Genomic DNA, 23,363 nt, shown 5'->3' on the forward strand with positions numbered 1-23,363 from the left:
CGGAATTTTACTCCGGTCACGTGTTATATATCACATTTTTTGATATTATTGCGCCAGATCAATGCGCATCAGGATATCGCGGCCGTAATTGCCGAAACCACGACCGAAAATATTGACGCCGCCCGTGTTGCGGGCATCTTCGGCAATCCCCACCCGCAGACGGATCGAGGAATGCTGGCCGATAGCGAGATCATCGACGGTCACGTCGGAAGCGGCAACGCCGTCAATGAACGTGCCCTTCTTCGAGATTCGCCAGGTCTTGAGCTTGCCGTATTGAGAGCCTTCCAACTTCCACCAGCCTGGCGTGAAGGCCCCGCGCTTGTCGCCGTAATCGCCGGGTGACGTCCACGTGCCGACGGCGACACCGTTGATCCAGACGGTGATGTCGGACGGCCAGTCCGGATTGGTGCCGGGCACCTCGGAGGACAGCTCCATCGAGAATTCGATGGCGTTGACATTTCTGTTCAAGATCTTGGCATTGTTCGGGAATTTATATTCGACATGGCCGCGGCCGAACCAGAGAAGGCCGGCCTGCATGCGCTGCGGATCGAGAAAGTAATCAGGAACATCGAGCAGGCCGATCACGCCCTCGGTCGAACATAGGCCGCACGGCGCATGCGTCTCGCAGCTCGTATAGAGGCCGATCGGCATGGCGACTTCGATCACGTCTTCATCGTGCTTGAAGGCCTGATCCTCGAAGCTCAGCAGAATTTCGTCGTAAAGCGCAGTGCAGATCTTCTGGTAGCCCTTGCGCGCTTTCGCAGCCTTGGTCTCGACAAGACCGGCCTCCTCCAGGATCATAATGCCCGTTGCGACCGTCGATTGCGGCAGATCCAGTTCCCGGGCGATCTCGTTCACGTTCAACGAGCCCTTGACGCAGAGCAGCTTCAACATGTCGACGCGTGCCGGCGCCGAAAGCGCCCTGAAGACCGCCGCGTTCTCACCCGCATAAATTGTTAGAAAGCCGCGCTTCATCGAATCCCGAATACCCCATCAACAGCTTTCATTTATATCAGGATTTTTGATTTCACAAGAGATATCGGCTCGAACGCCCTGACAGGCGCCTTCCCTGGGGAATAGGAAGGCGCCATTCCGCTCAGCCGCTACACAACTCGGTGTAAAGCCGATGGCCTCATTTGCATGTCTCTATCCGCTTCAAGGCAGCCGTAATACCGGAGAGCGAGTAGGAATAGCTCGTTTCTGTGCCTCGCCTGGAGCTTGCCTGCAGCTGCAGCTGGGCGCCGCCTTTCATGGCGCTCACCAAGGTCGGTTCCTGCCCCTCGTTCCTCACCCAGCCGTGCCGGTCTTTCGTAAACATCGGGAAGCTCTTGTCGCCGACCGTCGCCGTCATCTGCGCGCCGTCTTTCAGGTCATAGCCCATGGCCGCTTCCGGAACCAATTTGCCGCCGGGGGACAGGCGCGAGACGATGAAGAAGTTGTCGCCATGGTCGACACTGGCGGGCTGCTGCGCAACCGGCCGCGATAGAACATAGCAGCTGACGCTGTCGCCGGATTTATAAGAATATGCGCCCCAATGATCGAATTGGTCGATACGAACGGGCACTTCCGCATGGGCGATACCAGCACCGAATGCGACAAAGACCAGAGCGGGGGCGAAATTTCTTGCAAACATAATTTCCTGCCATTTCTTGTTTCAAGGACATTGAAAGCGAGAGATGTACTCACACACGGGCGGCAGTTTCGGTGCGGTGCGTTATCCGATTGTTAACGTGTTCCTTAAAATTTGTTCATGTTAGAAGACACGCAGAGAACCATACCGGAGGAGAGTGCAACCATGTCGAGCGTTACCATTTCGGTGCTGGACAGTCCGTCGGACGCCGATCGCCGTTCAATTCTCGCGCCTCTGGACGCCTTCAATACGGCCAAGGCCGGCAACGAGAACTACGAGCCGATCGCCGTCGTGCTCCGCAACGAAACAGGCGGTATCGTCGGCGGCATCTGGGCGCAGCTTTACTTCGACTGGGCCTTTATCGAACTTCTTTTCGTCCCCGAAAGCCTGCGCGGCGGGGATTTCGGATCGAAGCTGATCCACGAGGTGGAGGAAATCATCAGGGCGAAAGGTGCTGTCGGCATATGGCTCGATACATTCAGCTTTCAGGCGCCGGGCTTCTATGAACGGCAAGGCTATGAACGCTTCGGCGCGCTCGAAAACTATCCGAGAGGCATGACGCGTTTCTTCTATCGCAAGGTCTTTTGATCGTCAGCGCCAAGCCCGAGACATTCGCACTCAGAACGAGCAAGCCGAACCCACTGAACTGTCAAGGCTTCATCCATTTTCACCGCCTCTATCGGCGTTGACGATCAGTTCACAGATTGCGCTGTTCCATGCAACCGCATCCATGCACATATACGCGCATGAACTCGCGGCCTTTGCGAGCCATGGCATGAAGAGGCATGCAAGAGATGTATCGAATATGTCTCGCCGCATCTGCCTGGACGTGCGTGGCGCAAAATCGAGCCGTGCCAACCGGATACAGTAGGATGATATCATGAAGAAGATCGGTTTCCTTTCATTCGGCCACTGGACGCCTTCACCCCAATCGCAGACACGCTCGGCGTCCGACACGCTGCTGCAATCGATCGATCTTGCCGTGGCTGCGGAACAATTGGGCGCGGACGGCGCCTATTTTCGCGTGCACCATTTCGCGCGTCAGCTTGCTTCACCCTTCCCGCTGCTGGCAGCCGTCGGCGCCAAGACCAGCCGCATCGAAACCGGCACGGCCGTCATCGACATGCGCTATGAGAACCCGTTCTACATGGCCGAGGATGCGGGCGCTGCCGATCTTATCGCCGGCGGACGTCTCCAGCTCGGCATCAGCCGCGGTTCACCCGAACAGGTGATCGATGGCTGGCGCCACTTCGGCTATGCCCCGATGGAAGGCGAAAGCGATGCCGACATGGGGCGTCGGCACACGGAAGTGCTGCTCGACCTCCTGCGCGGCGAAGGATTTGCCCAACCCAATCCCCGGCCGATGTTCCCCAATCCACCCGGTCTGCTGCGCCTGGAACCCCATTCCGAGGGCCTGCGCGAGCGCATCTGGTGGGGCGCCGGCTCCAACGCCACGGCGGTTTGGGCGGCAAAGCTCGGCATGAACCTGCAAAGCTCGACGCTTAAGGACGATGAAAGCGGCCTGCCCTTCCACGTCCAGCAAGCCGATCAGATCAAGGTCTATCGCGAGGCTTGGAAAGAGGCCGGACACAAGCGCGAGCCGAGGGTGTCGGTCAGCCGCAGCATTTTCGCGCTGGTGAATGATCTCGACCGCGCCTATTTCGGCCGTAGCGGCCAGGATGCGGACAAGGTCGGTTTCATCGATGAGAACACCCGCGCCATTTTCGGCCGCAGCTACGCCGCCGAGCCGGACGTTTTGATCGAAGAGCTGGCAAGGGACGAAGCCATCGCGGCAGCGGACACGCTGCTCCTGACCGTGCCGAACCAGCTCGGGGTCGACTACAACGCCCATGTCATCGAAAGCATCCTGACTCATGTCGCGCCGGCATTGGGCTGGCGTTGATACCAGTCTGGCGATAGGCGCCCGCATTGGCAGGAAATAACGTCAAGCTGCCCGCGAAACCTGAATTTCGCGGGCAGCCATTTCAGATGCATCCCATGGAGGTCGCACGCCTAGCAAATTCAAGCCAAGGCATTGCGACGTCCCAACATATGAAGTGCTGCCAGCACCAATAATGCCATGACGGCGGAGAAAGCCACCAGCGGCCATGCGCTATCGCCATCCAGGACGGTGACTGCCAGCGTCCCCGCCAGGCTCACGATCAAGCTCTGAATGCAGAAATAGAACGCCACGGCCGATCCGGCGATGTCGCCGAATTCCGCAAGCGCTCCATTCGCCGTTACTGATCCGGCGAAGACGATGCCGACGGCCATGATCCACATCGGAAGCACAAAGCTTGCGAAGGACGGCGAGCCGTAGAGCTGACCAACCGCAAGGGCAGCCGCGCCGGCAAGCAGCAGCGTCATGCCCCGTGCCACACAGCCAGCGACGCCCCATTTCTCGACGAACGAGCCGGCAAAGCGTGTCGTTACGATCATCACGACGGCCACCGTTGCGAATGCGACGCTGAAACCGAGTTCCGAATAGCCGGCCCGGCCGATCAGCACGCGCGGCGCGGTCGAGAAGAACACGAAGAAGGTTGCCCATGCCCGCACTGAAGGCCAGCGTGTAGGTCCAGAATGGGCGGCTTGTGAAAATCGGCCATATGGAGCGTCGTGGCTTGGTTGAGCCCTGAGGCCGCGTTTCATGCCACTTCACCATCGCATGGAGGGTGGCAGCCAGAGCCAGAATCGCGAGCAATATGAAGATGGCGCGCCATCCGAACCGATCGGCGATCATTGCACCTGCTATCGGGCCGAGTGCCGGCACGAAGGACAGTATCGCGCCGAATGTGGCGTAGATAATGGCCTGTTCCGGACGATTGCCGTAGACATCCCGCACGGTCGCGAAGGTCGCGACCAAGACTGCGGAAGCGCCTATCGCCTGCAGCAGGCGGCAGAGCACGAAGGCTGCCGCGGTCGACGACAGGGCCGCTCCGAGGGAAGCGGCGGCAAAGAGAACCGCCCCTGCAAGCAGGACGGGGCGACGACCGATACGATCCGAAAGCGGGCCGAACGCGACCTGCCCGAGACCGAGCATGATCATATAGAGGCTCAGCGTCAGCTGAATCACCGAGGGCGTCGTGTTTAAAATGCCGGGCATCGACGGCACGACGGGAAGATAGATATCCATGGCCAGCGAGGCGAGGATATCAAAAGGCGCCATCAGCAGCAGCGCCGCCGGCAGCGTGTGGGCCCATGACGACGGGCGTGTATTGGACATGTTAAAATTCCGCTCGAAAGAGAGTTCGGGCGGCGTCTGCCTCGGATTTCAATCAGGATGAGTTCGACAGCACGCCGCAACAACAAGAAGCTGTTGCGGCTTATCTATCTGCTGACTTGGAGTTCCCCATACCAATTGCTCCGTGGCGAGATACTTGATGGTGGCTAGCCTTTAACAGATGCCGCCAGGTCCGGCAATGATGTTGCAATCCGCAGACAGCCACAACCGCTACCTGTGAAACAGTTGGTCGCACTCTCGAAAATGAGGTGTGAATCTAATGAATTGTTAACCATGACCATGCCCTAACTGCTTGTAATTTCTTTCTTGGAGCAGATTATGGTGCGCGCATCGAAAATGGACGAGTTGAACGATCGGCTCGACTTTGTTGGACTGGGACAGGATGCCCGGCAGGCTCTCTCGGAGCTACAGCCGACCATCGAAACCGCCGTCAAAGGCTCCCTGGATGCCTTCTACGAGAAGATCACCAAACATCCGGCAATGTCGAAGCTGTTCTCGTCGCAGCAGCATGTGGCGCATGCCAAGTCCAAGCAACAGGACCATTGGAAGACGATCGCTTCGGGCAAATACGGCCCCGACTATGTCGAAGCGGTATCGGCTGTCGGCAGGACCCATGCCCGCCTGGGTCTCGAGCCGCGCTGGTACATCGGCGGCTACGCTCTGATCCTCGAGGGCATGGTGCGATCGATCGTCGCGCAGCAGCTCAACGGCTTCATGCAGCGCAAGCATGAGCAGGCCTTGTCGCGGCGGCTGTCGGCGATCGTCAAGGCCGCGCTCGTCGACATGGATTACGGCATTTCGGTCTATCTGCAGGTGCTCGGCGATGAGCGGCATCGGGCAGAAGCCGAGCGGGCCGCCGCACAGCGCGAGCAGGAGCGCGCCCTCAACGCACTCGGCCTCGCCCTGAACGGCCTTGCGAACGGCGACCTGACGGCCGATATCACCGAGGCCCTTTCGACCGAGTTCGAAGCTCTGAAGAGCAATTACAACGAATCGCTCGCATCCCTCGGCACGGCGATGCAGCACATCGAGGATTCGGTGACCCGCGTTCGCGATGAGGCCGGTTCGATCTCATCTGCCGCCGACAACATGGCACGGCGCACGGAACAGCAGGCGTCCGCGCTTGAGGAAAGTGCCGCTGCCATCGACCAGATCACCACGATCTCCGAACAGACGGCCGAGCGGACACGCGAGGTACAGGCGATCGTCAGGGAATCCGCCTCTGAGGCGGAGCGCTCGCGCGAGGTCGTTCAGCAGGCCGTGTCCGCCATGGATGATATCGAGACCTCCTCGCGCAAGATGACCGACATCATCTCCGTCATCGACGATATCGCCTTCCAGACCAACCTCCTCGCGCTGAATGCCGGCGTCGAGGCGGCACGAGCCGGCGAACAGGGCAAGGGCTTCGCGGTCGTCGCCCAGGAAGTCCGCGAGCTGGCACAGCGTTCAGCCACCGCCGCAAAGCAAATCAAGGACCTGATCGACAGGTCGTCGAACGACGTGCGCCGTGGCGTCGAACTGGTCAACCGCACGGGCGAGGCACTGTCCCTGATCGGCAATCAGGTCGCCTCCATCGACAGGAATGTCGGCGCCATCGCCCGCTCGACGCAGGAACAGGCCGTCGGCATTAGCGAGATCAACTCTGCGGTGCGCAACATGGACCAGATGACCCAGCAGAACGTGGCGCTGATGGAGGAGACGAACGCCTCGACCCGGCACCTCGCCGATATCAGCAACGAGCTCGCCGGTCTGGTCGGCCGGTTCAAGACGGTGCGCTCGGGCACGCGAACCGGGGCTGTGCGGCTGAAGCTCGCAAGCTGAGGCCGCCGCCGCTTGCCATCATTACCGGCGTTGTAGTCGTATCATTCAAAATGGCCCCACACAGATTTGGGGCCATTTCTTGCTGCCCAGCCTATCCCGGCATCTCCTCGATCTCCGCAAGCAGCCATCGGCGAAACACCTTCATCGACGCCGTCTCCGCCCGCGATTTCAATCTGGTTAGCCAATAGCTTCCGGTCATCGCGGTAATCTGGAACGGCTGCATGATCCTGCCGGCCTCGATGTCATGAGAAAACATCGCGACGGGCACGAGCGCGGCACCGACGCCGCGCGCCGCAGCCTCCACCAGCGTCAGCGACGAATCAAACATCCAGCCGCGAAGATGCGGCGGCGGCAGATCCGCCGCCCTGAACCAGAGCGACCATTCATCGATCCGATAGGATCGCAGCAGCTCGACCTCGGCAAGATCGGCAGGCGTGCGCAATCGCGCGCCGATATCGGGCCTACAGACCGGGGAGAGCGGCGCATCCATCAGATGGATCGCCTCGGTTCCATGCCATGCGCCGTCACCGAAGCGCAGGAAGAAATCCAGCCCGTCGAGCACCATGTCGGCGCGGTTGTTGTTGGTCTTCAGGCGCAGATCGACATGCGGATGCTGCGCCTTGAAGCCACCGAGACGCGGCAGCAGCCAACCAATGGCAAAGGTGCCGACGACGCCCACGGTCAGGATCTCGGCAAAATTTCCTTCCTCCAATTGGCTGAGTGTCGCGCTCATGCGGCGAAAGGCGTCGGTCAGCACCGGCAACAGCGCGTGGCCTTCATCGGTCAGGGCAAGACCGCGCGGCAGGCGCTTGAAGAGGGTCACTCCCAGCACATCCTCGAGCGCCTTGACCTGATGACTGATCGCCGTCTGCGTAACCCGAAGCTCGAGGCCCGCGCGCGTAAAACTGCAATGCCGTGCCGAGGCTTCGAAAACGCGCAGGGCGTTCAGCGGCAGCTGTGAGATGTCCATTGTGTCCTAAGGCCAAGTTTTTCTCATGTCTAAGCCCATAATTGATCGTTTGTCTAGGCCACGAAGCAACGCCATAGTCTGGCTCGCAAGGTGATTTGCCGGGTCCCAATGACGTCCACGGGTTCCGATAGGCGCACCTTTTGCCCAACATAAATCGAAGTGGAAACAAGATGACGATCTTATTGTCGCGCCGGCAAAGCCTTGCCGGTGGCCTGCTTGCGCTGCCTGTTCTCGCAGGGCTAAGCGCGGTTGGACGTGCTGCAGACGACACGTCGGGTGAGGCGCAGATTGCCGCGCTCGAAAGCAAGCATCCGGGCCGCATCTGCGTCAGCATTCTCGACATGGCCAGCGGCAGGCGCATTGAACACCGTGGCGACGAGCGCATCCTGATGTGCAGCACCTTCAAGGCCCTGGCGGTGGCTCTGGTGCTCGCTCGCGTCGACAAAGGCGAGGAAAAGCTCGACCGGCGCATTCGCTACTCGAAAAGCGATCTTGTCGACGGCTCGCCTGCGACCGGAGCGCATGTGGGCGATAGTCACGGCATGACCGTCGCGGATCTTTGCACTGCGGCGATGACGCTCAGCGACAGCACAGCCGCCAATCTATTGCTTGCAAGCTTTGGCGGCCCGAAGGCGCTGACAACCTTCTGCCGCAGCCTTGGCGACGAGATCACCCACCTCGACCGCATCGAGCCGGAACTGAACTACCACGATACGCCGGACGATCTGCGCGATACGACGACAGCGGCCGCCATGTTGGAAAACCTGCGGCGGCTCTTGTTCACTGATGTACTTTCACCGTCATCACGATCGCAGCTTGCGACCTGGCTGATCGTGAACAAGACGGGCGATGCCCGCCTGCGCGCCGGCCTTCCGAAGGATTGGCTGGTGGGTGACAAAACCGGAACGAACGGTGACAAAGCCGGTAATGCCAACGACATCGCGGTAATCTGGCCGTCGAGCCGCGCGCCCATCATCGTAACAGCCTATTGCCAAATCCCGGCAATCGCAGCCGATGAGCGTAATGCCATCATTGCCGAGATCGGCCGTATCGCCGCAACGATCTGAGATCACAAGCATCGGGTAATAGGCGCCGCCAATTACCCCTTTTCCGACCGCACGATCTTGCGCGGCCGATCATCATAATGAGGATATCATCTTGAACATACGTTTCAAATCGCTGCCAAAGCTCGGCATTGTCGCGAGTTGCCTTTTTTACGGCATCGGCGCCCATGCCGCGGAGGACACAGACCAAAAGCAGCTGGAGAGGGTGGTCAACGAAACCATCCGCCCGCTCATGAAGGAAAACGACGTACCAGGCATGGCAATCGCGATTACCGTGAAGGGCAAGCGCTATGTCTTCAACTACGGCGTCGCCTCGAAGGAGAGCGGCCAGACGGTGACGAACGAAACGATCTTCGAGCTCGGCTCCATCAGCAAGACCTTTACCGCCGCCCTTGGCTCCTACGCCCAGATCAGCGGGAAGCTGTCCTTCTCCGACAACGCGGCGAAATACATGCCGGAGCTTGCGGGCAGCAGCTTCGACAAGATTACCCTCCTCGATCTCGGAACATTCACGGCGGGCGGTCTGCCGCTGCAGTTTCCGGATGGCGTGACCGATCAGGACAAGATGGTTGCCTATTATCGCAACTGGCACCCTTCCTTTGCGCCCGGCACATACCGGCAATATTCCAACCCCAGCATCGGCCTGTTCGGCTATCTGGCGGCGCAGGCCATGGGCAAACCCTTCGATACGTTGATGCAGGACAAGATTCTTGTGGGTCTTGGCCTCAGCCACACCTACGTTCGCGTTCCACCGGCCGAGATGGGCAACTATGCCTATGGCTATTCGAAGCAGGGCAAGCCGATCCGCGTCAATCCCGGCGTTCTCGACACGCAGGCCTATGGCATCAAGACCACCGCATCCGACATGCTTGCCTTTCTCGAAGCCAATATGGGCGGCGTGAAGATCGACGGTACACTGCAGCGCGCTATCGATGCGACGCATGTCGGCTATTACGGCGTCGGCAACATGACGCAGGCGCTCGGTTGGGAGATCTATGCCTATCCGACGACGCTTGCCCGGCTCCTGGCCGGCAACTCGTCCGACATGGCGCTAGATCCGCATAAGATCGACCGCCTCGACCCACCGCAACAGCCGCGTAAGGACGTCCTGCTGAATAAAACGGGTTCGACGAATGGCTTCGGCGCCTATGCGGCCTTCATTCCCGCCCGGCAGGTCGGCATCGTCCTGCTGGCGAATAGGAATTTTCCGATCCCCGCGCGCGTTTCAGCCGCCTACAAGATCCTGGCCGCTGTCGAAAACCTGCCGGGATCGAACGAGGCGCAGTAGAAACTGGATGTGAAGATTTAGTCCGCCTCAACAAACGGCCGGCCCTCGCAAAAGCTGAAGAGGCCGGCCAACGTCATTTTACGAGTTACCAGCAGACCGGTGTGGGGCAGGATCGGCTTGGGAGGCCTCTGTCCCGTTGAAGAATTCCTGCAGGAGCCGGGTTATGCGCTCTGGCGATGTACCCTTTGCATACTCTTCCTGCATCCGGCGTCTGACTAACATTTCCAAGACTGACATGTCTTTCACCTCATAATTCCGGCGCAAGGAAAATGTCGCTCTCAATGACGTGGGAGGCAAGTTACAGTTTTTTCATGATTTTAGCGGCACCGCCGGAAGACTTCCGGCTTGCCGTCACCGCTTCCGCACCTGACGCGAAGTTAATCGGAGCGTGACCGATCTGCCACTTGCCAAAAGTCGGCTCATCGTAGAATTGAAAGCGGCCAAACGGTCGGTTGTTTGCGCTTCCTTAACTTCCGTGCTTTAGCGGGCCACACCCCGACCTTTGGATGATGTCGCCTGCAAGGAATGAATAATGCCCATAAAAAAAAGCTCTGCCTCTGACGTTTTCCAGCGCAAGATTTCGGATTTTTGCGATATGCGGCTCAAGCCGCTGCTTCAGCCGCGTAGCTTCGAGAATATCAAAGGCTTCATGATCGGTCTGATCGTGTTCCAGTCGCGTCCCCCTCTTCGGGCAGGACGTGTGGACTTCCAGGAAATCGCCGCCCTCTGTGGCATGAACGAAGAAGTGAGCCCGGAATTCAAGCGGGCTGCCCAGCCCGGCTTCGACGCTATCCTTCGCTGGCTGAGGGCAACGAAAACCAATACGGCGCGCATTTCGCCTTCCGTCTCCACGACCCGCATTTCACCTGCCGCCCGCGCGAAGGCGCCTCTGCGGGTCTCCGGCAAGCCTATGCCGGCACAGCCCGAACGCCGCGCCTTGGCCTCCTAAAACGAACTTCATACCGGTCCGCCCTTGTGGACCGGTATGCCCTTTACCAGTCTCGACAGATCACAAAAACCTCTACAGTATAATACCAGTATCGAGCAGGGCGAAATTTTCGCCGCCGTACCATCGAAGGGAAGGTTTGCCTTGGCAACTGATATTATCGAACTGGTCAGAAGTGAGCTTGCTTCCGGCGCTCAAGGGATGCCGCTCTACAAGCAGTTGAAAAGCGCGATCGAAGCGGCCATTCGCAGCCATGCCTTCAAATCCGGCTCGGTGCTGCCGGGCGAACGATCGCTTGCGGAAACCCTCTCCCTATCGCGCGTCACCGTTCGTAAGGCGCTTGCCATGCTGGAAGAGGAAGGCATGCTGAGCCGGCGACAGGGCGCGCGCAGCGAGATCGGCTCGCGCGTCGAAAAATCCCTTTCCACCCTCACCAGCTTCTCCGAAGATCTGCGCGCCCGTGGAATGGAACCAGGCTGTGTGTGGATTTCCAAGCAGTTAACCCGACCCTCGCCGGCCGAAATGATGGCGCTCGGCATCTCTGCCAATGCGCAGGTCCTGCGTATGCGCCGCGTGCGGACCGCAGACGGCGCCCCGATCGCAGTCGAACATGCCGCCGTGCCGGTTCGCTTCCTCCCCTCGCCTTCGCTCGTCGGCGACTCCCTGTACGAAGCACTCGCCGAGCACGGCTTCCTCCCGAAGCGCGCCGTGCAGCGCATGCGCGCGCGCGCCGCCACGCAGGAGGATGCGCAGCATTTGCGTTGCGAGCCAGGCGCGCCGATCCTGACGACCGAACGGCGATGTTTTCTCGCCGACGGAGAGATCGTCGAATATTGCGAGACCCGTTACAAGGGAGAGGTCTACGACTTTGTCTTCGAACTGCAAAGATAATACCAGTTTAAAACCGGTTGCTTTCTGGTGACCATTCTCTATCGTTGCACTCCGAAAAGGGGTGCCGAATGCGCAAGGAAGATCTCAATCTGAGCCTCATCGTCTCATGCCAGCCCGTACCGGGCGGGGCGATGGACGAGGCCATTTTCGTCAGCGGTTTCGCGCGTGCGGCGCTGGCCGCTGGCGCCCGCGCGCTGCGCATCGAATCGGCTGCCTATGTCGCGGCCGTCCGGGCCGCCGTCGAGGCGCCGATCATCGGCATTGTCAAGCGTGACCTCGATGACAGCCCGGTGCGCATCACTCCCTTTATCGCCGATGTCGAGGCGCTGGCCGACGCCGGCGCAAATATCATCGCCTTCGATGCCACCGACCGGCCGCGTCCTGAAACGATCGAGGCGCTGCTGGCCGCCATCAAGGCGCGGGGGCTGCTGTCTATGGCGGATTGCTCCTGCGTGGAGGATGCAAAACGCGCCCTCGACGCCGGCGTCGACTTCGTCGGCACGACCATGTCGGGCTATGTCGGCAGCGCCGAACCGGTCGAGCCGGATATCGCCCTGATAGCCGCCATGCGGCAGCTGACACCCTATGTAATCGCGGAAGGCCGTATTCGCACGCCCGAACAGGCGGCCGACGCCGTGCGAGCCGGCGCTTGCGCCGTCGTCGTCGGCTCGGCGATCACGCGAACCGAGCATGTGACATCCTGGTTTGATGACGCAGTCTCCGCTGCCTTCTTGGAGCGCGATGGCGCAACACTGGCGATCGATATCGGAGGTACGAAAAGCCTGGCAGCGCTTGTCCGAGGTTCGCAGGTGCTTGCGGAAACGACGATCGCAACCAGCAGAGAAGCAGGCCCGGACGCCTGGCTGGCGGCCATCGCAGAACAGTCAAAATCCTGGGCCGGTCGATATGAACGCGTTGGCGTCGCCGCGACCGGCTTGATAAACGACGGACGTTGGTCGGCCCTCAATCCCGCCACGCTGTCAATTCCGGACGGTTATCCGCTGGCGGCACAAGCCAGCAAGCTTTTCGGCAAGCCGGCCTTTACCGTCAACGACGCCCAGGCCGCGGCCTGGGGCGAACACAGGTTCGGCGCCGGCAATAACGAGGATACCGTCTTCCTGACGATCTCCACCGGCATCGGCGGCGGCGTCGTGGTCAACGGGCGGCTGCTGCTTGGGCTTGCCGGTCACTTCGGCCTCATCCGCAGCCCCACAAACGACCAGTCCCCATTGGAAGATGTCGCCTCAGGCCGATGGATGGCAGCCGAAGCCGCCCGCGCCGGGCATCCGGCCGAGGCGCCGGAGATCTTCCGCAAAGCGCGCGAGGGTGCCGGCTGGGCGGAGGCAATCGTCGCACAGTCCGCGTCGCGCGCGGCCCTTCTATGCCGCGACATTCAGATGATGTTCGCACCAAAGCGTATCGTCATCGGCGGTGGCATCGGTCTGGCCTCCGGCTATCTCAAGGTCATAGGCGCGCAACTCGCTGGTTTGCCTCAGCATCTCGCACCTCACCTGGTTGCCGCAAGCCTTGGTTCCCATGCCGGCATCATCGGCGTGGCGGACCTTGCTGGGCGTCATCGATGAACAAACCTGCCTAGTTCGACCAACAACGATAAAGAAAGGGAACAAGAATGAAATTCAAACACATATCATCCGCACTGCTTGCCCTGATGCTGTCGGCGACGGCGTTGCCGGGACTGGCAAACGCCAAGGTCGTCGTCCTCGGCTGGCCGGGAGGTTCCGAGGAAACGGCGCTGCGCGCCACCGCCGATCTCTACAACAAGACGGCATCGGATGCCGACAAGGTCGAGCTTCTGTTCTTCAACCGCGACGGCTTCTTCGACAAGCTGCAGGCCGATATGGCGGCCGGCTCCAATGCCTTCGACGTCAATCTGGTCGCGACCTATTCGATCGGCCGCTATGCGCCCTATATGGAGCCGATCGAGCTCAATGCCGACGCCTCCAAGGTGTTCGGCGATACCGTGCTGAAGACCATGCAGTTCGACGGCAAGCAATATGGCGTGCCGACTGATCTGTCGCTGCATTTCATGTATTACCGCAAGGATCTCGTCGATGCCCTCATCGCCGATCCCGATGCCAAGGCGAAGTATGCCGAGATCTCCAAGAAGTATCTCGGCAAGGAGCTTGCCCCCAAGCAGCCCGATGATTGGACCTGGGATGATTGGGCAGCCACGTCACTCTATTTTAGCAAGCAGGTGAACCGTCAAAGCCCGGTCCGCTATGGCACCGTGCTGCAGATGAAGAACCTGCTGTTCAACATGATGGTGTTCCAGTCCCTGCCGCGCTCCTATGGCGGCGACTGGATGGACGCGAGCGGCAACGTCACGATCGACTCGGATGCCTATAAGACTGCGCTGAAGCTCTACAAGACGCTTTACGACGCCGGCGCCTCGCCGAAGGATTCGCTGAGCTACGAATATGCGGAAACCAACGCCGCCTTCAGCTCGAGACAGGCCGCGACCGCCCTGCAATGGAATGCAGCGGCGGCCGAGCTCACCGATGCGAAGAAATCGCCCGCTGTCGCCGACGTCACCGGCATCGTTGCGCCACCGGCGGGGCCGAACGGACGCGCCGACCATATTCACGGTCTCGGCCTCGGGCTGAACAAGAATGCGCAGAACAAGGAGGGCGCGGTCAAGTTCCTCAAGTGGCTGTCCTCCGAGGATGCCGCCCTTGCCTATGCGCGCGCCGGCGGCTCCCCCGCATTGACGCCGGATGTCGTCGCCAAGGTGGCAAAGGAGCGTCCCGATCTCGTGAAGCTCGGCGAATTTGCCAGCAAGTACGGCTACGTCATGACGGGTGCCACCTCGGCCAAGGCCCTTTCCGTCTATGAGCTGCAGGCCAAGGAATTCACCGGCTACTGGTCCGGCCAGCAGAGCCTCGACGATGCGCTTGCCCATACCAAAGCGGGCATGCAGGATCTCCTGAAGAAATAAGGACAAGGCCGGGTGCCTGCTTTGGACCAATTCCAGGAAAAGTGTATTGCGGTTTTCCGTCCGGAATTGCGTAAAAACAAAAGAATAGAGCCTTTCCGCGATTCGAAGAAAAGCGGAAAGGCTCTAGCGGCATCCGGCCAAAACGGCTGACACCCATGGCTCTTGTAAAACGCTCTGAAGGCAGGCTCTACCTGGCACCCCTTGTCGGGTTTCTGCTGCTGTTCCTCGGCTTCCCGGCCCTCCTCAATCTCGTCTATTCCATCTCGACAGTTTCGTTCGAGACCCTGCGCAGTCCCCGGATCAGCGGCTTTGGCAATTATGTCTCGGCGCTCACGGACGCGTCGTTCTGGCAATCGGTCTGGTTCTCCTTGCGCTTCGGCATCATCACGGCTGTCTCGGAGTGTCTGCTCGGCCTTTTCCTGGCGATTTTCCTCAAGCCGCTTCTGTCGGCGCGGCCCGTGCTGATGGCGCCGATGATGCTGCCTTTGATGGTCGCGCCCGCCATGGTCGGCCTCATGTATCGCCTCGTGCTGCACGAATTCGCCGGACCCGTGCCCTACTATCTGTTCGAGTGGTTCGGCGACAGCCCGGCCTTCCTCGACTACACGAACGCCTTTCGCACGCTCATCGTCGTCGAAGTGCTGCAGTGGACGCCCTTCGCCTTTCTGCTCTTCTACGTCGCCTATATCGCCATTCCCGAGGATGTGCGCGAAGCGGCGGCACTGGACGGCGCGACCGGCCTACAACGGCTATGGCGCATCGAATTGCCGCTGATGATGCCGACGCTGATCGTCGCCTTCTTCATCCGCTTCATCGACGGCTTTCGCGTGTTCGACAACGTCTACGCCCTGACAGGCAGCGGCGCTGGCGGATCGACGACGTCACTGTCGATTTACATCTATCAGGCCTTTTTCAAGGAAGGCGCCATCGGCAAGGCGGTCGCAGCCTCCGTCGTACTGTTCATCACATCGCTGCTGGTTCTCTCCGGTCTGAACTGGCTGGGCGCGCGAAGGAAGAAATGAGATGCTGAAGCCTCTGCGCTGGATCGTCTACGGCATCGTGGTCCTGGCCATGAACTTCCCGATCCTCGTCACTCTCATCACCTCGTTCAAGACGACGCGCGAGATCTCCGGCAATCCCGGCCTTTGGATCGAGCAGCCGACCTTCGACAACTATCTGAAGGTACTGACGGACACCGAGCGCTTCAATATCTTCCTCTATCTCGCAAACAGCGCGGCGGTGGCGCTCACCGGCACGTTGCTGGCGATCCTGCTCTCCTTCCCCGCGGCTTACGTGATAGCCCGCGGCGAGACCGGGCAGAAGATCCTGCTGCCGCTCGTCGTCAACCTTCGCGCCGTGCCGCTGGTTGTCTTCGCGATCCCGCTTTACATGATGTATCAATGGCTCGGCCTGCTCGATACGAGGATCGGCCTGGGGTTGATCCTGACGATCGTCAACATCCCGCTGGCGCTGGTGATGCTGGTCAATGCCATATCCGACATTCCGGTGGAACTCGATGAGGCCGCGACGGTCGACGGCGCCAGCGTTTTCCAGATCATGGTCAGGGTCATTCGTCCGGTGGTCCGACCCGCGCTTGTCACCACCTTCATCTTCGGCTTCATCACCGCGTGGAACGAATTCCTCTTTGGGCTGATGCTGACGACCAACCGAGCCGTGCCGATGACGGTCGGCGCTTCCTTCTTCTTCGCCGCCAGCGGCGGCGGCGTGCAATGGGGCCTGGCATCCGCCGTCATGATCCTCGGCGCCTTGCCGCCGGCTCTCCTTGGCCTCGTAATGTATCGGCAGCTTTCGGGCTCGATGACGGCGGGCGCAGTCAAAGGCTAGCGTCCGCGGGAGCTGCAATCCGAGACATGATCCAACCCCATGCGCCCCGAAGGCATAGGCAACATTCAAACCCCTCCTGACGCCGCCCTACGAGGCGGCGTTACTCTCATCCGCGACCGGCTTCGGTTGCGGCGTGACCGCGGCTCGACGCTTCGGCATGTCGCCAAAGAGGCCGCCGGGGCGCACGAGCAGGATGACGCAGAGCATGACACCGATCGCGACGATCTGCAGCGAGGCGGCGCGCGCCTGCTGTTCCGGCGACACAAGTGCGCTCGTCAGCGCGCCGGAACCCGCCCAGATCGCCCAGACCAGAACGCTGCCGACAATGGCGCCCTTGTTGCTTCCCGAGCCACCGACGATCAGCATGACCCACACCTGGAAAGTCAGGATCGGAACATAGTTGTCCGGTGCGATGAAGCCGATGAAATGCGCCTGTATGGCGCCGGCAAGCCCCATGATGGCGCCGCCGACGGCAAATGCCTGCACGCGATAGAAGCGAGCGCTCTTGCCAAGCGAAACGGCGGCACGCTCATCCTCGCGCAGCGCCTTCAACACTCGTCCCCAGGGGCTTTTCGCCAGATGCTCGAGCGCGAAATAGACGACCAACATCACGACGACGACGACGCCGAGATTGGCGAGATTGAAGAGTAGCGGCGTTTCGGCAAGGCTGGAGAATGGGCGAGGAATGAAGCCGATGCCGAAGGGTCCGCCGGTCAGCTTTTGCGCATTCAGCGCGACGAGCTGAACGACGACAGCGACGCCGAAGGTGGTGATCGCCAGGTAATCCGATTTCAACCGCAACGTCGCCACGCCAATGATGGCGGCGGCAAGACCGGCCACGACCATCGCACCCAGCCAGCCGACGAGGATCGGTAGATCGAATCCGCCAAACCGCCCGGCCGTATCCGGCGTCGTCAACAGGGCCGACGTATAGGCGCCGATGGCAACGAAGCCTGCGAGACCGACGTTGAACAGGCCGGTCAGGCCCCATTGCAGATTCAGGCCGAGCGTGATGAAGGAAAAGATCAGCGCCGTGGTCAGGAAGAAGGCGCCGTAGCCGATAATGTCCATCATCGCTCTCTCACTCCGAAAAGGCCGATCGGCCGGATGAACAGCACTGCCATCAGGATGAGGAAGGAGATGGCGGCGCGCCATTCTGCACCGATCAGTTGAACAGCGGCCGCCTCGGCAAGACCGATGATGAGGCCGCCGAGAACCGCGCCCGGCACGCTGCCGATACCGCCGAGAATGGCCGCGGCAAACATCGGCAGCAGCATGTCGAAGCCCATCAGCGGACGGATCTGCACGAGAATGCCGATCATGACGCCGGCGACGCAGGCCAGGCCCCCGCCGATCAGCCATGTCACGCGCACGACCTTGGCGACATCGATGCCGACGACACGCGCAAGCGCCGGGTTCTGGCTGAGCGCCTGCATGGAACGGCCCGTCTGTGTCCTCGTCATCAGCATATGCACACCGAAGACCAGAAGTGCCGTAACGATCAAAAGGGCAATCTGATCGGGCGTGATGCGGATGCCGAAGCCGACGGGCATGGCGATCTGGATGGCGCGGCTGAAATAGGTCGGGCGCGAGGTGAAAAGAAACTCGAGCAGGCTGCGCAGCGCCATGGATGCGCCGAAGCTCGCCATGACGACGATGATCGACTGGCCCTTGGCCCGCAGCCTGGCAAACAGCACCTTGTCGAGCGCAAGAGCCAGAACGCCGGTAAAGCCCATGGCGGCGATGACCGCCACGATCAGCGGCCAGCCAAAAGAGAGCGGGCCGATCGGCGCGACCTTGCCGAAGATTGCGCCGATGGCGCTGACGACGGCAAGGGTCGCATAGGTGCCCCAGGCCATGAAATCGCCATGGGCGAAATTCGAAAAGCGCAGGATCGAGTAGGTCAGCGTGACACCGATGGCGCCAAGGCCGATCATCGAACCTGTCAGCAATCCGTCGACGATGAATTGCAGGTTCATGCCGTACCTCCTGTTGCCGGCGCAGTCGGGCGCTGTCCAAGATAGAGTTCGGCCACGACAGGGTCGTTCCAAAGCTCCGAGGCAATCCCTTCGTGCCTGTCCTTGCCCTCGACGAGGACATAGGCGCGGTCGCCGATGGCGAGCGCCGCCTTGGCATTCTGCTCGACAAGAAGAATGGTGACGCCCGACTTGCGGATATCGGTCAGCATGTCGAAGACCATGGAGACGAACTTCGGTGAGAGACCTGCAGAGGGTTCATCAAGGACGAGAAGCTTTGGATGCACGATGAGGGCACGCGCAACGGCCAGCATCTGCCGCTGCCCGCCCGAGAGATTGCCTGCCGCGATGCGGCGATGACGGGCAAGATCCGGAAAGGTTGCATACATTTCTTCGATGCGCGTAGGCACGTCCTTTGGCCTCAGAATGCCGCCGGCAACCTTCAGATTGTCTTCGACGGACATCAGCGGGAAGACATTTTCCGTCTGCGGCACAAAGGCGAGGCCGAGCCGCACCATGTTATGCGCAGGCGCGCGGGTGATATCTCTGCCCGCCAGTTCCACCTTGCCGCCTTCGACCGGCACGAGGCCGGCAATCGCCTTGATAAAGCTAGACTTCCCGGCACCGTTAGGCCCGAGGACGACAACGATCTCCTTTTCCGCGACGGTAATCGAGGCACCGCGGACGATCGGTACGCCCGGTTCGTACCCGGCGACGAGATCGCGAACGATGAGAACGGGTTCGCTCATGCCGCGCCTCCCAGATAGGCTTCGATGACGCGCGGATCGCGCGCCACCTCTTCCGGCGTGCCCTCGCAAAGAAGCTGGCCGCTCGCCATGACGAGCACGCGGTGACACAGGCGCGTCACCATATCGATATTGTGCTCGATCAGGAGAAAGGTGACGCCGCGCTGATTGATATCGCGGATACGATCGATGATCGTCTCAAGCAGAGTGGCATTGACGCCTGCTGCCGGTTCATCGAGCAGAATGAGCGCCGGATCGGCCATCATGACGCGGGCAAGCTCCAGAAGCTTGCGCTGCCCGCCGGACAAAACTCTTGCCGGCTCGTGCGTCAGGCGCGTTAGATGGACGAGCTCGAGCAGCTCCATTGCCTTGGCTTGAGCGGCCCTTTCTTCGGCAGCCACCTTCCACGGACGCAGGAAATTCGTGAGCAGACGTTCGCCCGACTGATCCTGGGCGGCCAGCATGACATTGTCGAGAAGCGACAGATTGGGGAACGGACGCGGAATCTGGAAGGTCCGTCCGAGCCCGCGACCGATCCGGCGATGAGCAGCCTCGCCCGCGACAGGTATCCCGTTCAACGTGATCTCGCCGCTGCTCGGCGCGACGCTGCCGGCCAGCAGATCGAACATCGTCGTCTTGCCGGCGCCGTTCGGGCCGATCAGGCCGAGAATTTCGCCTTGCCGCACGTCGAACGAAACATCGCCGACGGCAATGATGCCACCAAAACGGCGCACAACGTTCTTTGCGCTCAGAACGGGCCGGGCTTCCTCCCCATGCCGTTCACTTATCGTACTCATGAGATCCCTCTGGTCGGAAGGCGGTCGCAGCCGCTCCCTGATTATTTGATTTGTGATCACACTTGCATTGATCACGCTAATCAGCTTTAATCCACTCTGCAAGCCGAAAAAAGGGATTTCGAATGCAAAAGGCCACCGCCGACAAGAGCGATCCGATTGCCGCGCAGCTTGCGCCCGTTGGCCGTGAGACGGTGCAGGACCGCGTCTATTCCGAGCTTCGACGCGCGCTGATCGGTGGCCTTTTCGAACCGAGCCAGGTGCTGACCATCCGTGGCTTGGCCGATGCGTTGATGACCAGCACCATGCCGGTGCGCGAGGCGCTCGGCCGATTGATTACTGAAAAGGCGCTGGAAGCCCTCCCCAACAGATCCGTTCGCGTGCCGCCGATCACGCTTGAGCGCATGGATGACCTCTTGCGCGCCCGCATCCTCATCGAGGGCGAGGCAATCGCGCTCGCGGCCTCCCGCATGACCCCGCGACAGATCGCCAACATCGAGAGCATGCTCGGTGAATGGGACGAAATGCGCGCGCTGAAACAGAAGAAGGACGTCGACCGGGAGGTCACGCTCAATCAGGCTTTCCATTTCGAGATCTACCGCGCCTGCGGCTCGGCGGTCTTGATCCCGATGATTGAAAGCCTGTGGCTGCAATCCGGCCCCTGTATCCGCGTCGCCATCTATGCCTTCTCGGATGCCGGCGAAGTCGACACCGCTCATTATCACCGCACCATCGTCAAGGCGATGGCCGCACAGGATGCCGAAGAAGCCCGCAATGCGCTGGCCGCAGATATCAGCCGGCCTTTCACCTTCCTGCGCAGCAAACTCGAAGCCGATTCCAAGAAGGGCCTATCCGCATGAGCCAACGCGCCATCAAGATCTCCGAACCACGCTCCGGCCTCAGCGTCTTTGCGCCGTTGCTGGAGGCCAAGGCGCCCGACAACGCTGCCTTTCTCTGGAATTATCTCAGCGAACCGCGCGTGGTCGGCGGCATTCATGCCATGTGGACCGGCCCCGAAATCTCCTGCCCGATCCCGCCGGCCCATCTGAAAGGCGTTTCCTATGCGAGCGCCCTGCCCGCCGAGAATGCGACGCTGACACCGCAGCCCGGCGATATCGTGCTCAGCTATGTGCCACCGCGCATGTGGGGCGGCAATCCCGACGCCATCTTCGATATCGGCCTGTTCTATGGACAAGGCGCGCGGCTGCTTTTCCCGATCGGCTGGCTTGCCGGCAGCGTCGTCGCACAGGTCCGGCCCGAGGAACGCGAGCAGTTCGCCGCTGCCTGCGGCATCATCCGTCGCAATGGCGCCTGCGACGTTACCTTCGAGCGTGCGGAGATCTGAGATGGCAGCGGCAACCGACGACAGTTTCGAGCTGTTCGACCTTAGGGTCGAGGCCATCATCCCCGAGGGCAAGCCGATCTATTGCGGTGCCAAGCCGGGCGACTATTTCGAACTGAAGGGCGAGATGCTGTCCCTGCCGCCGGGACAGGGCTTCTCGATCTACTCCATCTCCGCCGTGTTGCCGTTACTGGCAGCCAAGCAGCGGCCGACCCACAAGAATGACTGGATGACCTCGGACGCGGACATCGCCTGCCCCGACCCCAACTGCGCGAGCCGGCTGCGGATCGTCAGAACGGGCAAGCGGCGGTTCAGCCACGCCGAAACAACGGCCGTGCCGTTGCCCGAAGGAGAATGAACCGCATGACCGCCAAGACTTTTGAGCTCAGTCCCGGATACAAGATCTCCCGCGTCATTCGCGGCGGCTGGCAGCTTGCCGGAGGACACGGCACCATCGATCGCGCCCAGGCCGTGAGCGACCTGATCGCCGCTTTCGACGTCGGCATCCGCACCTATGACTGCGCCGATATCTATACAGGCGTCGAGGAGCTGATCGGCGATGCACGGGAGCGGCTTCGCAATGAGCGCGGCGAGGAAGCTGCGAGTTCGATGAAGGTACACACGAAGCTCGTGCCCGATCTCGAGAAGCTGGCAACGATCAGCCGCGACTATATTCGCGGCATCGTCGACAAGTCGCTGCGTAAGCTGAAGACGGAGCAGCTCGACCTGGTGCAGTTTCACTGGTGGGACTATTCGCTGCCGGGCTATCTCGAAGCCCTGAGCTGGCTGGACGAGATGCGCCGTGAAGGCAAGGTGCGCAATGTCGGCACCACGAATTTCGACACGTCGCACATTGCTGAAATCCTCAATGCCGGCATCCCCCTGGTCAGCCAGCAGCTGCAATATTCGGTTCTCGATCAGCGCCCGTCGCACAGTCTCGCCAAGCTCGCCGCTGAGAATGACGTGAAATTCCTCTGCTACGGCTCAGTGGCCGGCGGTTTCCTGAGCGACAAATGGCTGGGCCAGCCGGAACCGGACATGCCGCTCGAGAACCGCTCTCTGGTCAAATACAAGCTGATTATCGACGATTTCGGCGGCTGGGAGCTGTTCCAGTCGCTGCTCGGCGTTTTGAAAGCCATCGGCGATCGCCACGGCGTCGATATCGCCACCATCGCCAGCGCCTGGGTGCTGGAGCAGCCGCAGGTCGCCGCCGTCATCGTCGGCGCCCGCAATCAAGCGCATGCGCTCGCCAATGCCAAAATCATGGATATCGCGCTTTCGGACGAAGACCGCCGGCAGATAGACGACATCATCAGCCAAAGCCCAGGCGTTGAAGGCGATGTCTATACATTGGAACGCGATCGCACCGGCAGGCACGGCTCGATCATGCACTACAATCTCAACGCGGGGAAAGTATGAGCCAGGAATCGCCCCTCTTTCGAAAAGCCAGCGCCGAGGTTGTCGATTTCCATCGCTTCTTCGAGGATTGGTACGACGCGGCAACCGCCGACGACACCGATTTCGGCCGCTGCGAGCGGACCTTCGGCCAAGCGTTTCATATGATCCCGCCGACCGGCCGCATCTTCGATCGCGCTCAGACCATCGAGTTGATCCGCGCAAACCGGGCAACCTTTCAGGACAATTTCACCATCGAAATTTCGGATATCCGCGCGAGCTATGAAACCGCGGATACGATCGTGCTGACCTATATCGAGGCTCAGTCCCGCGCCGGCAAATTCAGTCGGCGGCAGGCAAGCGCGGTCTTCACGGCAAGTTCATCGACACCCAACGGCGTCGAATGGCAGCATCTGCATGAAACCTGGCTGCAGATGCCGGACAACTGACAGGTTCCT

The 23,363-nt window shown here is 60.7% G+C and carries 23 protein-coding genes and 1 pseudogene; 16 read left to right on the plus strand and 8 right to left on the minus strand.

What is annotated here, in order from left to right; translation table 11 throughout:
• Window positions 1-45 precede the first annotated feature (45 nt).
• Window positions 46-975 (minus strand): ArsR/SmtB family transcription factor, encoded by a 930-nt coding sequence (locus ACIQWP_RS17115; RefSeq protein WP_402789334.1) that lies wholly within the window; start codon window positions 973-975, stop codon window positions 46-48.
• Between the two features lie 157 nt (window positions 976-1,132).
• Entirely contained in the window at window positions 1,133-1,633 is a 501-nt protein-coding gene (locus tag ACIQWP_RS17120) for an invasion associated locus B family protein (RefSeq protein WP_402789337.1), read from the minus strand.
• A 162-nt stretch (window positions 1,634-1,795) separates the two neighbouring features.
• On the opposite strand from ACIQWP_RS17120, the gene ACIQWP_RS17125 reads away from it, so the two are divergent.
• Both ACIQWP_RS17125 and ACIQWP_RS17130 read left to right on the plus strand, forming a co-directional pair.
• Window positions 1,796-2,218, plus strand: coding sequence for a GNAT family N-acetyltransferase (locus ACIQWP_RS17125; RefSeq protein ID WP_402789340.1), 423 nt, complete (start codon window positions 1,796-1,798; stop codon window positions 2,216-2,218).
• Between the two features lie 292 nt (window positions 2,219-2,510).
• Window positions 2,511-3,533 (plus strand): LLM class flavin-dependent oxidoreductase, encoded by a 1,023-nt coding sequence (locus ACIQWP_RS17130; RefSeq protein WP_402789343.1) that lies wholly within the window; start codon window positions 2,511-2,513, stop codon window positions 3,531-3,533.
• Between the two features lie 119 nt (window positions 3,534-3,652).
• On the opposite strand, the pseudogene cml reads toward ACIQWP_RS17130, so the two are convergent.
• Window positions 3,653-4,853 (minus strand): annotated as a pseudogene (cml, locus tag ACIQWP_RS17135) (CmlA/FloR family chloramphenicol efflux MFS transporter).
• A gap of 336 nt (window positions 4,854-5,189) precedes the next feature.
• On the opposite strand from cml, the gene ACIQWP_RS17140 reads away from it, so the two are divergent.
• Window positions 5,190-6,692, plus strand: a complete 1,503-nt coding sequence (locus ACIQWP_RS17140; RefSeq protein WP_402789346.1) for a methyl-accepting chemotaxis protein — start codon at window positions 5,190-5,192, stop codon at window positions 6,690-6,692.
• A 91-nt stretch (window positions 6,693-6,783) separates the two neighbouring features.
• Here ACIQWP_RS17140 and ACIQWP_RS17145 read toward each other — a convergent pair whose 3' ends face one another.
• Complete coding sequence (locus ACIQWP_RS17145) at window positions 6,784-7,662, minus strand: LysR family transcriptional regulator (protein WP_402789349.1); 879 nt, start codon at window positions 7,660-7,662, stop codon at window positions 6,784-6,786.
• 170 nt (window positions 7,663-7,832) lie between these two features.
• Between ACIQWP_RS17145 and bla the strand changes: the two genes are divergently transcribed.
• The 8 genes from bla (at window position 7,833) to ACIQWP_RS17185 (ending at window position 16,652) form a co-directional block, all read left to right on the plus strand.
• Complete coding sequence (gene bla / locus ACIQWP_RS17150; RefSeq protein WP_402789352.1) at window positions 7,833-8,729, plus strand: class A beta-lactamase; 897 nt, start codon at window positions 7,833-7,835, stop codon at window positions 8,727-8,729.
• Window positions 8,730-8,826: 97 nt separating this feature from the next.
• Window positions 8,827-10,014, plus strand: a complete 1,188-nt coding sequence (gene ampC, locus ACIQWP_RS17155) for a class C beta-lactamase (RefSeq protein ID WP_402789895.1) — start codon at window positions 8,827-8,829, stop codon at window positions 10,012-10,014.
• A gap of 532 nt (window positions 10,015-10,546) precedes the next feature.
• Entirely contained in the window at window positions 10,547-10,963 is a 417-nt protein-coding gene (locus tag ACIQWP_RS17160; protein ID WP_402789355.1) for a hypothetical protein, read from the plus strand.
• A gap of 198 nt (window positions 10,964-11,161) precedes the next feature.
• Window positions 11,162-11,851, plus strand: coding sequence for a GntR family transcriptional regulator (locus ACIQWP_RS17165; protein ID WP_402789898.1), 690 nt, complete (start codon window positions 11,162-11,164; stop codon window positions 11,849-11,851).
• Between the two features lie 68 nt (window positions 11,852-11,919).
• The gene (locus ACIQWP_RS17170; RefSeq protein WP_402789357.1) at window positions 11,920-13,434 is read left to right on the plus strand and encodes a putative N-acetylmannosamine-6-phosphate 2-epimerase; all 1,515 of its coding nucleotides are present in this window, start codon (window positions 11,920-11,922) and stop codon (window positions 13,432-13,434) included.
• A 47-nt stretch (window positions 13,435-13,481) separates the two neighbouring features.
• On the plus strand, window positions 13,482-14,807 hold the full coding sequence (locus ACIQWP_RS17175; RefSeq protein ID WP_402789360.1) for an ABC transporter substrate-binding protein: 1,326 nt from the start codon (window positions 13,482-13,484) through the stop codon (window positions 14,805-14,807).
• A gap of 155 nt (window positions 14,808-14,962) precedes the next feature.
• Complete coding sequence (locus ACIQWP_RS17180; protein WP_402789362.1) at window positions 14,963-15,829, plus strand: carbohydrate ABC transporter permease; 867 nt, start codon at window positions 14,963-14,965, stop codon at window positions 15,827-15,829.
• A 1-nt stretch (window position 15,830) separates the two neighbouring features.
• On the plus strand, window positions 15,831-16,652 hold the full coding sequence (locus tag ACIQWP_RS17185; RefSeq protein ID WP_402789364.1) for a carbohydrate ABC transporter permease: 822 nt from the start codon (window positions 15,831-15,833) through the stop codon (window positions 16,650-16,652).
• Window positions 16,653-16,739: 87 nt separating this feature from the next.
• On the opposite strand, the gene ACIQWP_RS17190 is transcribed toward ACIQWP_RS17185, so the two are convergent.
• The 4 genes from ACIQWP_RS17190 to ACIQWP_RS17205 are packed head-to-tail and all read right to left on the minus strand — an operon-like array spanning window position 16,740 to window position 20,171.
• Window positions 16,740-17,726 carry a branched-chain amino acid ABC transporter permease gene (locus ACIQWP_RS17190; RefSeq protein WP_402789368.1) on the minus strand — a complete coding sequence of 329 codons (987 nt, stop codon included), beginning with the start codon at window positions 17,724-17,726 and terminating at the stop codon, window positions 16,740-16,742.
• Window positions 17,723-18,631: a branched-chain amino acid ABC transporter permease gene (locus ACIQWP_RS17195; protein ID WP_402789371.1), complete on the minus strand. Its 909-nt coding sequence runs from the start codon at window positions 18,629-18,631 to the stop codon at window positions 17,723-17,725. The genes ACIQWP_RS17190 and ACIQWP_RS17195 overlap by 4 nt, the downstream gene beginning before the upstream one ends.
• Window positions 18,628-19,377 (minus strand): ABC transporter ATP-binding protein, encoded by a 750-nt coding sequence (locus ACIQWP_RS17200; protein ID WP_402789374.1) that lies wholly within the window; start codon window positions 19,375-19,377, stop codon window positions 18,628-18,630. The genes ACIQWP_RS17195 and ACIQWP_RS17200 overlap by 4 nt, the downstream gene beginning before the upstream one ends.
• Entirely contained in the window at window positions 19,374-20,171 is a 798-nt protein-coding gene (locus tag ACIQWP_RS17205) for an ABC transporter ATP-binding protein (RefSeq protein WP_402789377.1), read from the minus strand. The genes ACIQWP_RS17200 and ACIQWP_RS17205 overlap by 4 nt, the downstream gene beginning before the upstream one ends.
• A 122-nt stretch (window positions 20,172-20,293) precedes the next feature.
• Between ACIQWP_RS17205 and ACIQWP_RS17210 the strand changes: the two genes are divergently transcribed.
• From ACIQWP_RS17210 to ACIQWP_RS17230, 5 genes are read left to right on the plus strand one after another with little or no spacing between them, the layout of a single operon-like run.
• Window positions 20,294-21,028, plus strand: coding sequence for a GntR family transcriptional regulator (locus ACIQWP_RS17210; protein ID WP_402789380.1), 735 nt, complete (start codon window positions 20,294-20,296; stop codon window positions 21,026-21,028).
• The gene (locus tag ACIQWP_RS17215; protein ID WP_402789382.1) at window positions 21,025-21,513 is read left to right on the plus strand and encodes a DUF3830 family protein; all 489 of its coding nucleotides are present in this window, start codon (window positions 21,025-21,027) and stop codon (window positions 21,511-21,513) included. Before ACIQWP_RS17210 ends, ACIQWP_RS17215 begins: the two co-directional genes overlap by 4 nt.
• 1 nt (window position 21,514) lies before the next feature.
• On the plus strand, window positions 21,515-21,868 hold the full coding sequence (locus ACIQWP_RS17220) for a TIGR04076 family protein (RefSeq protein ID WP_402789385.1): 354 nt from the start codon (window positions 21,515-21,517) through the stop codon (window positions 21,866-21,868).
• Window positions 21,869-21,873: 5 nt separating this feature from the next.
• On the plus strand, window positions 21,874-22,929 hold the full coding sequence (locus ACIQWP_RS17225) for an aldo/keto reductase (RefSeq protein ID WP_402789387.1): 1,056 nt from the start codon (window positions 21,874-21,876) through the stop codon (window positions 22,927-22,929).
• Entirely contained in the window at window positions 22,926-23,354 is a 429-nt protein-coding gene (locus ACIQWP_RS17230) for a hypothetical protein (RefSeq protein ID WP_402789390.1), read from the plus strand. The genes ACIQWP_RS17225 and ACIQWP_RS17230 overlap by 4 nt, the downstream gene beginning before the upstream one ends.
• Window positions 23,355-23,363: the final 9 nt, after the last annotated feature.

Source organism: Rhizobium sp. NPDC090279, from assembly GCF_044769665.1.
In the GTDB taxonomy this organism is placed as follows: domain Bacteria; phylum Pseudomonadota; class Alphaproteobacteria; order Rhizobiales; family Rhizobiaceae; genus Rhizobium.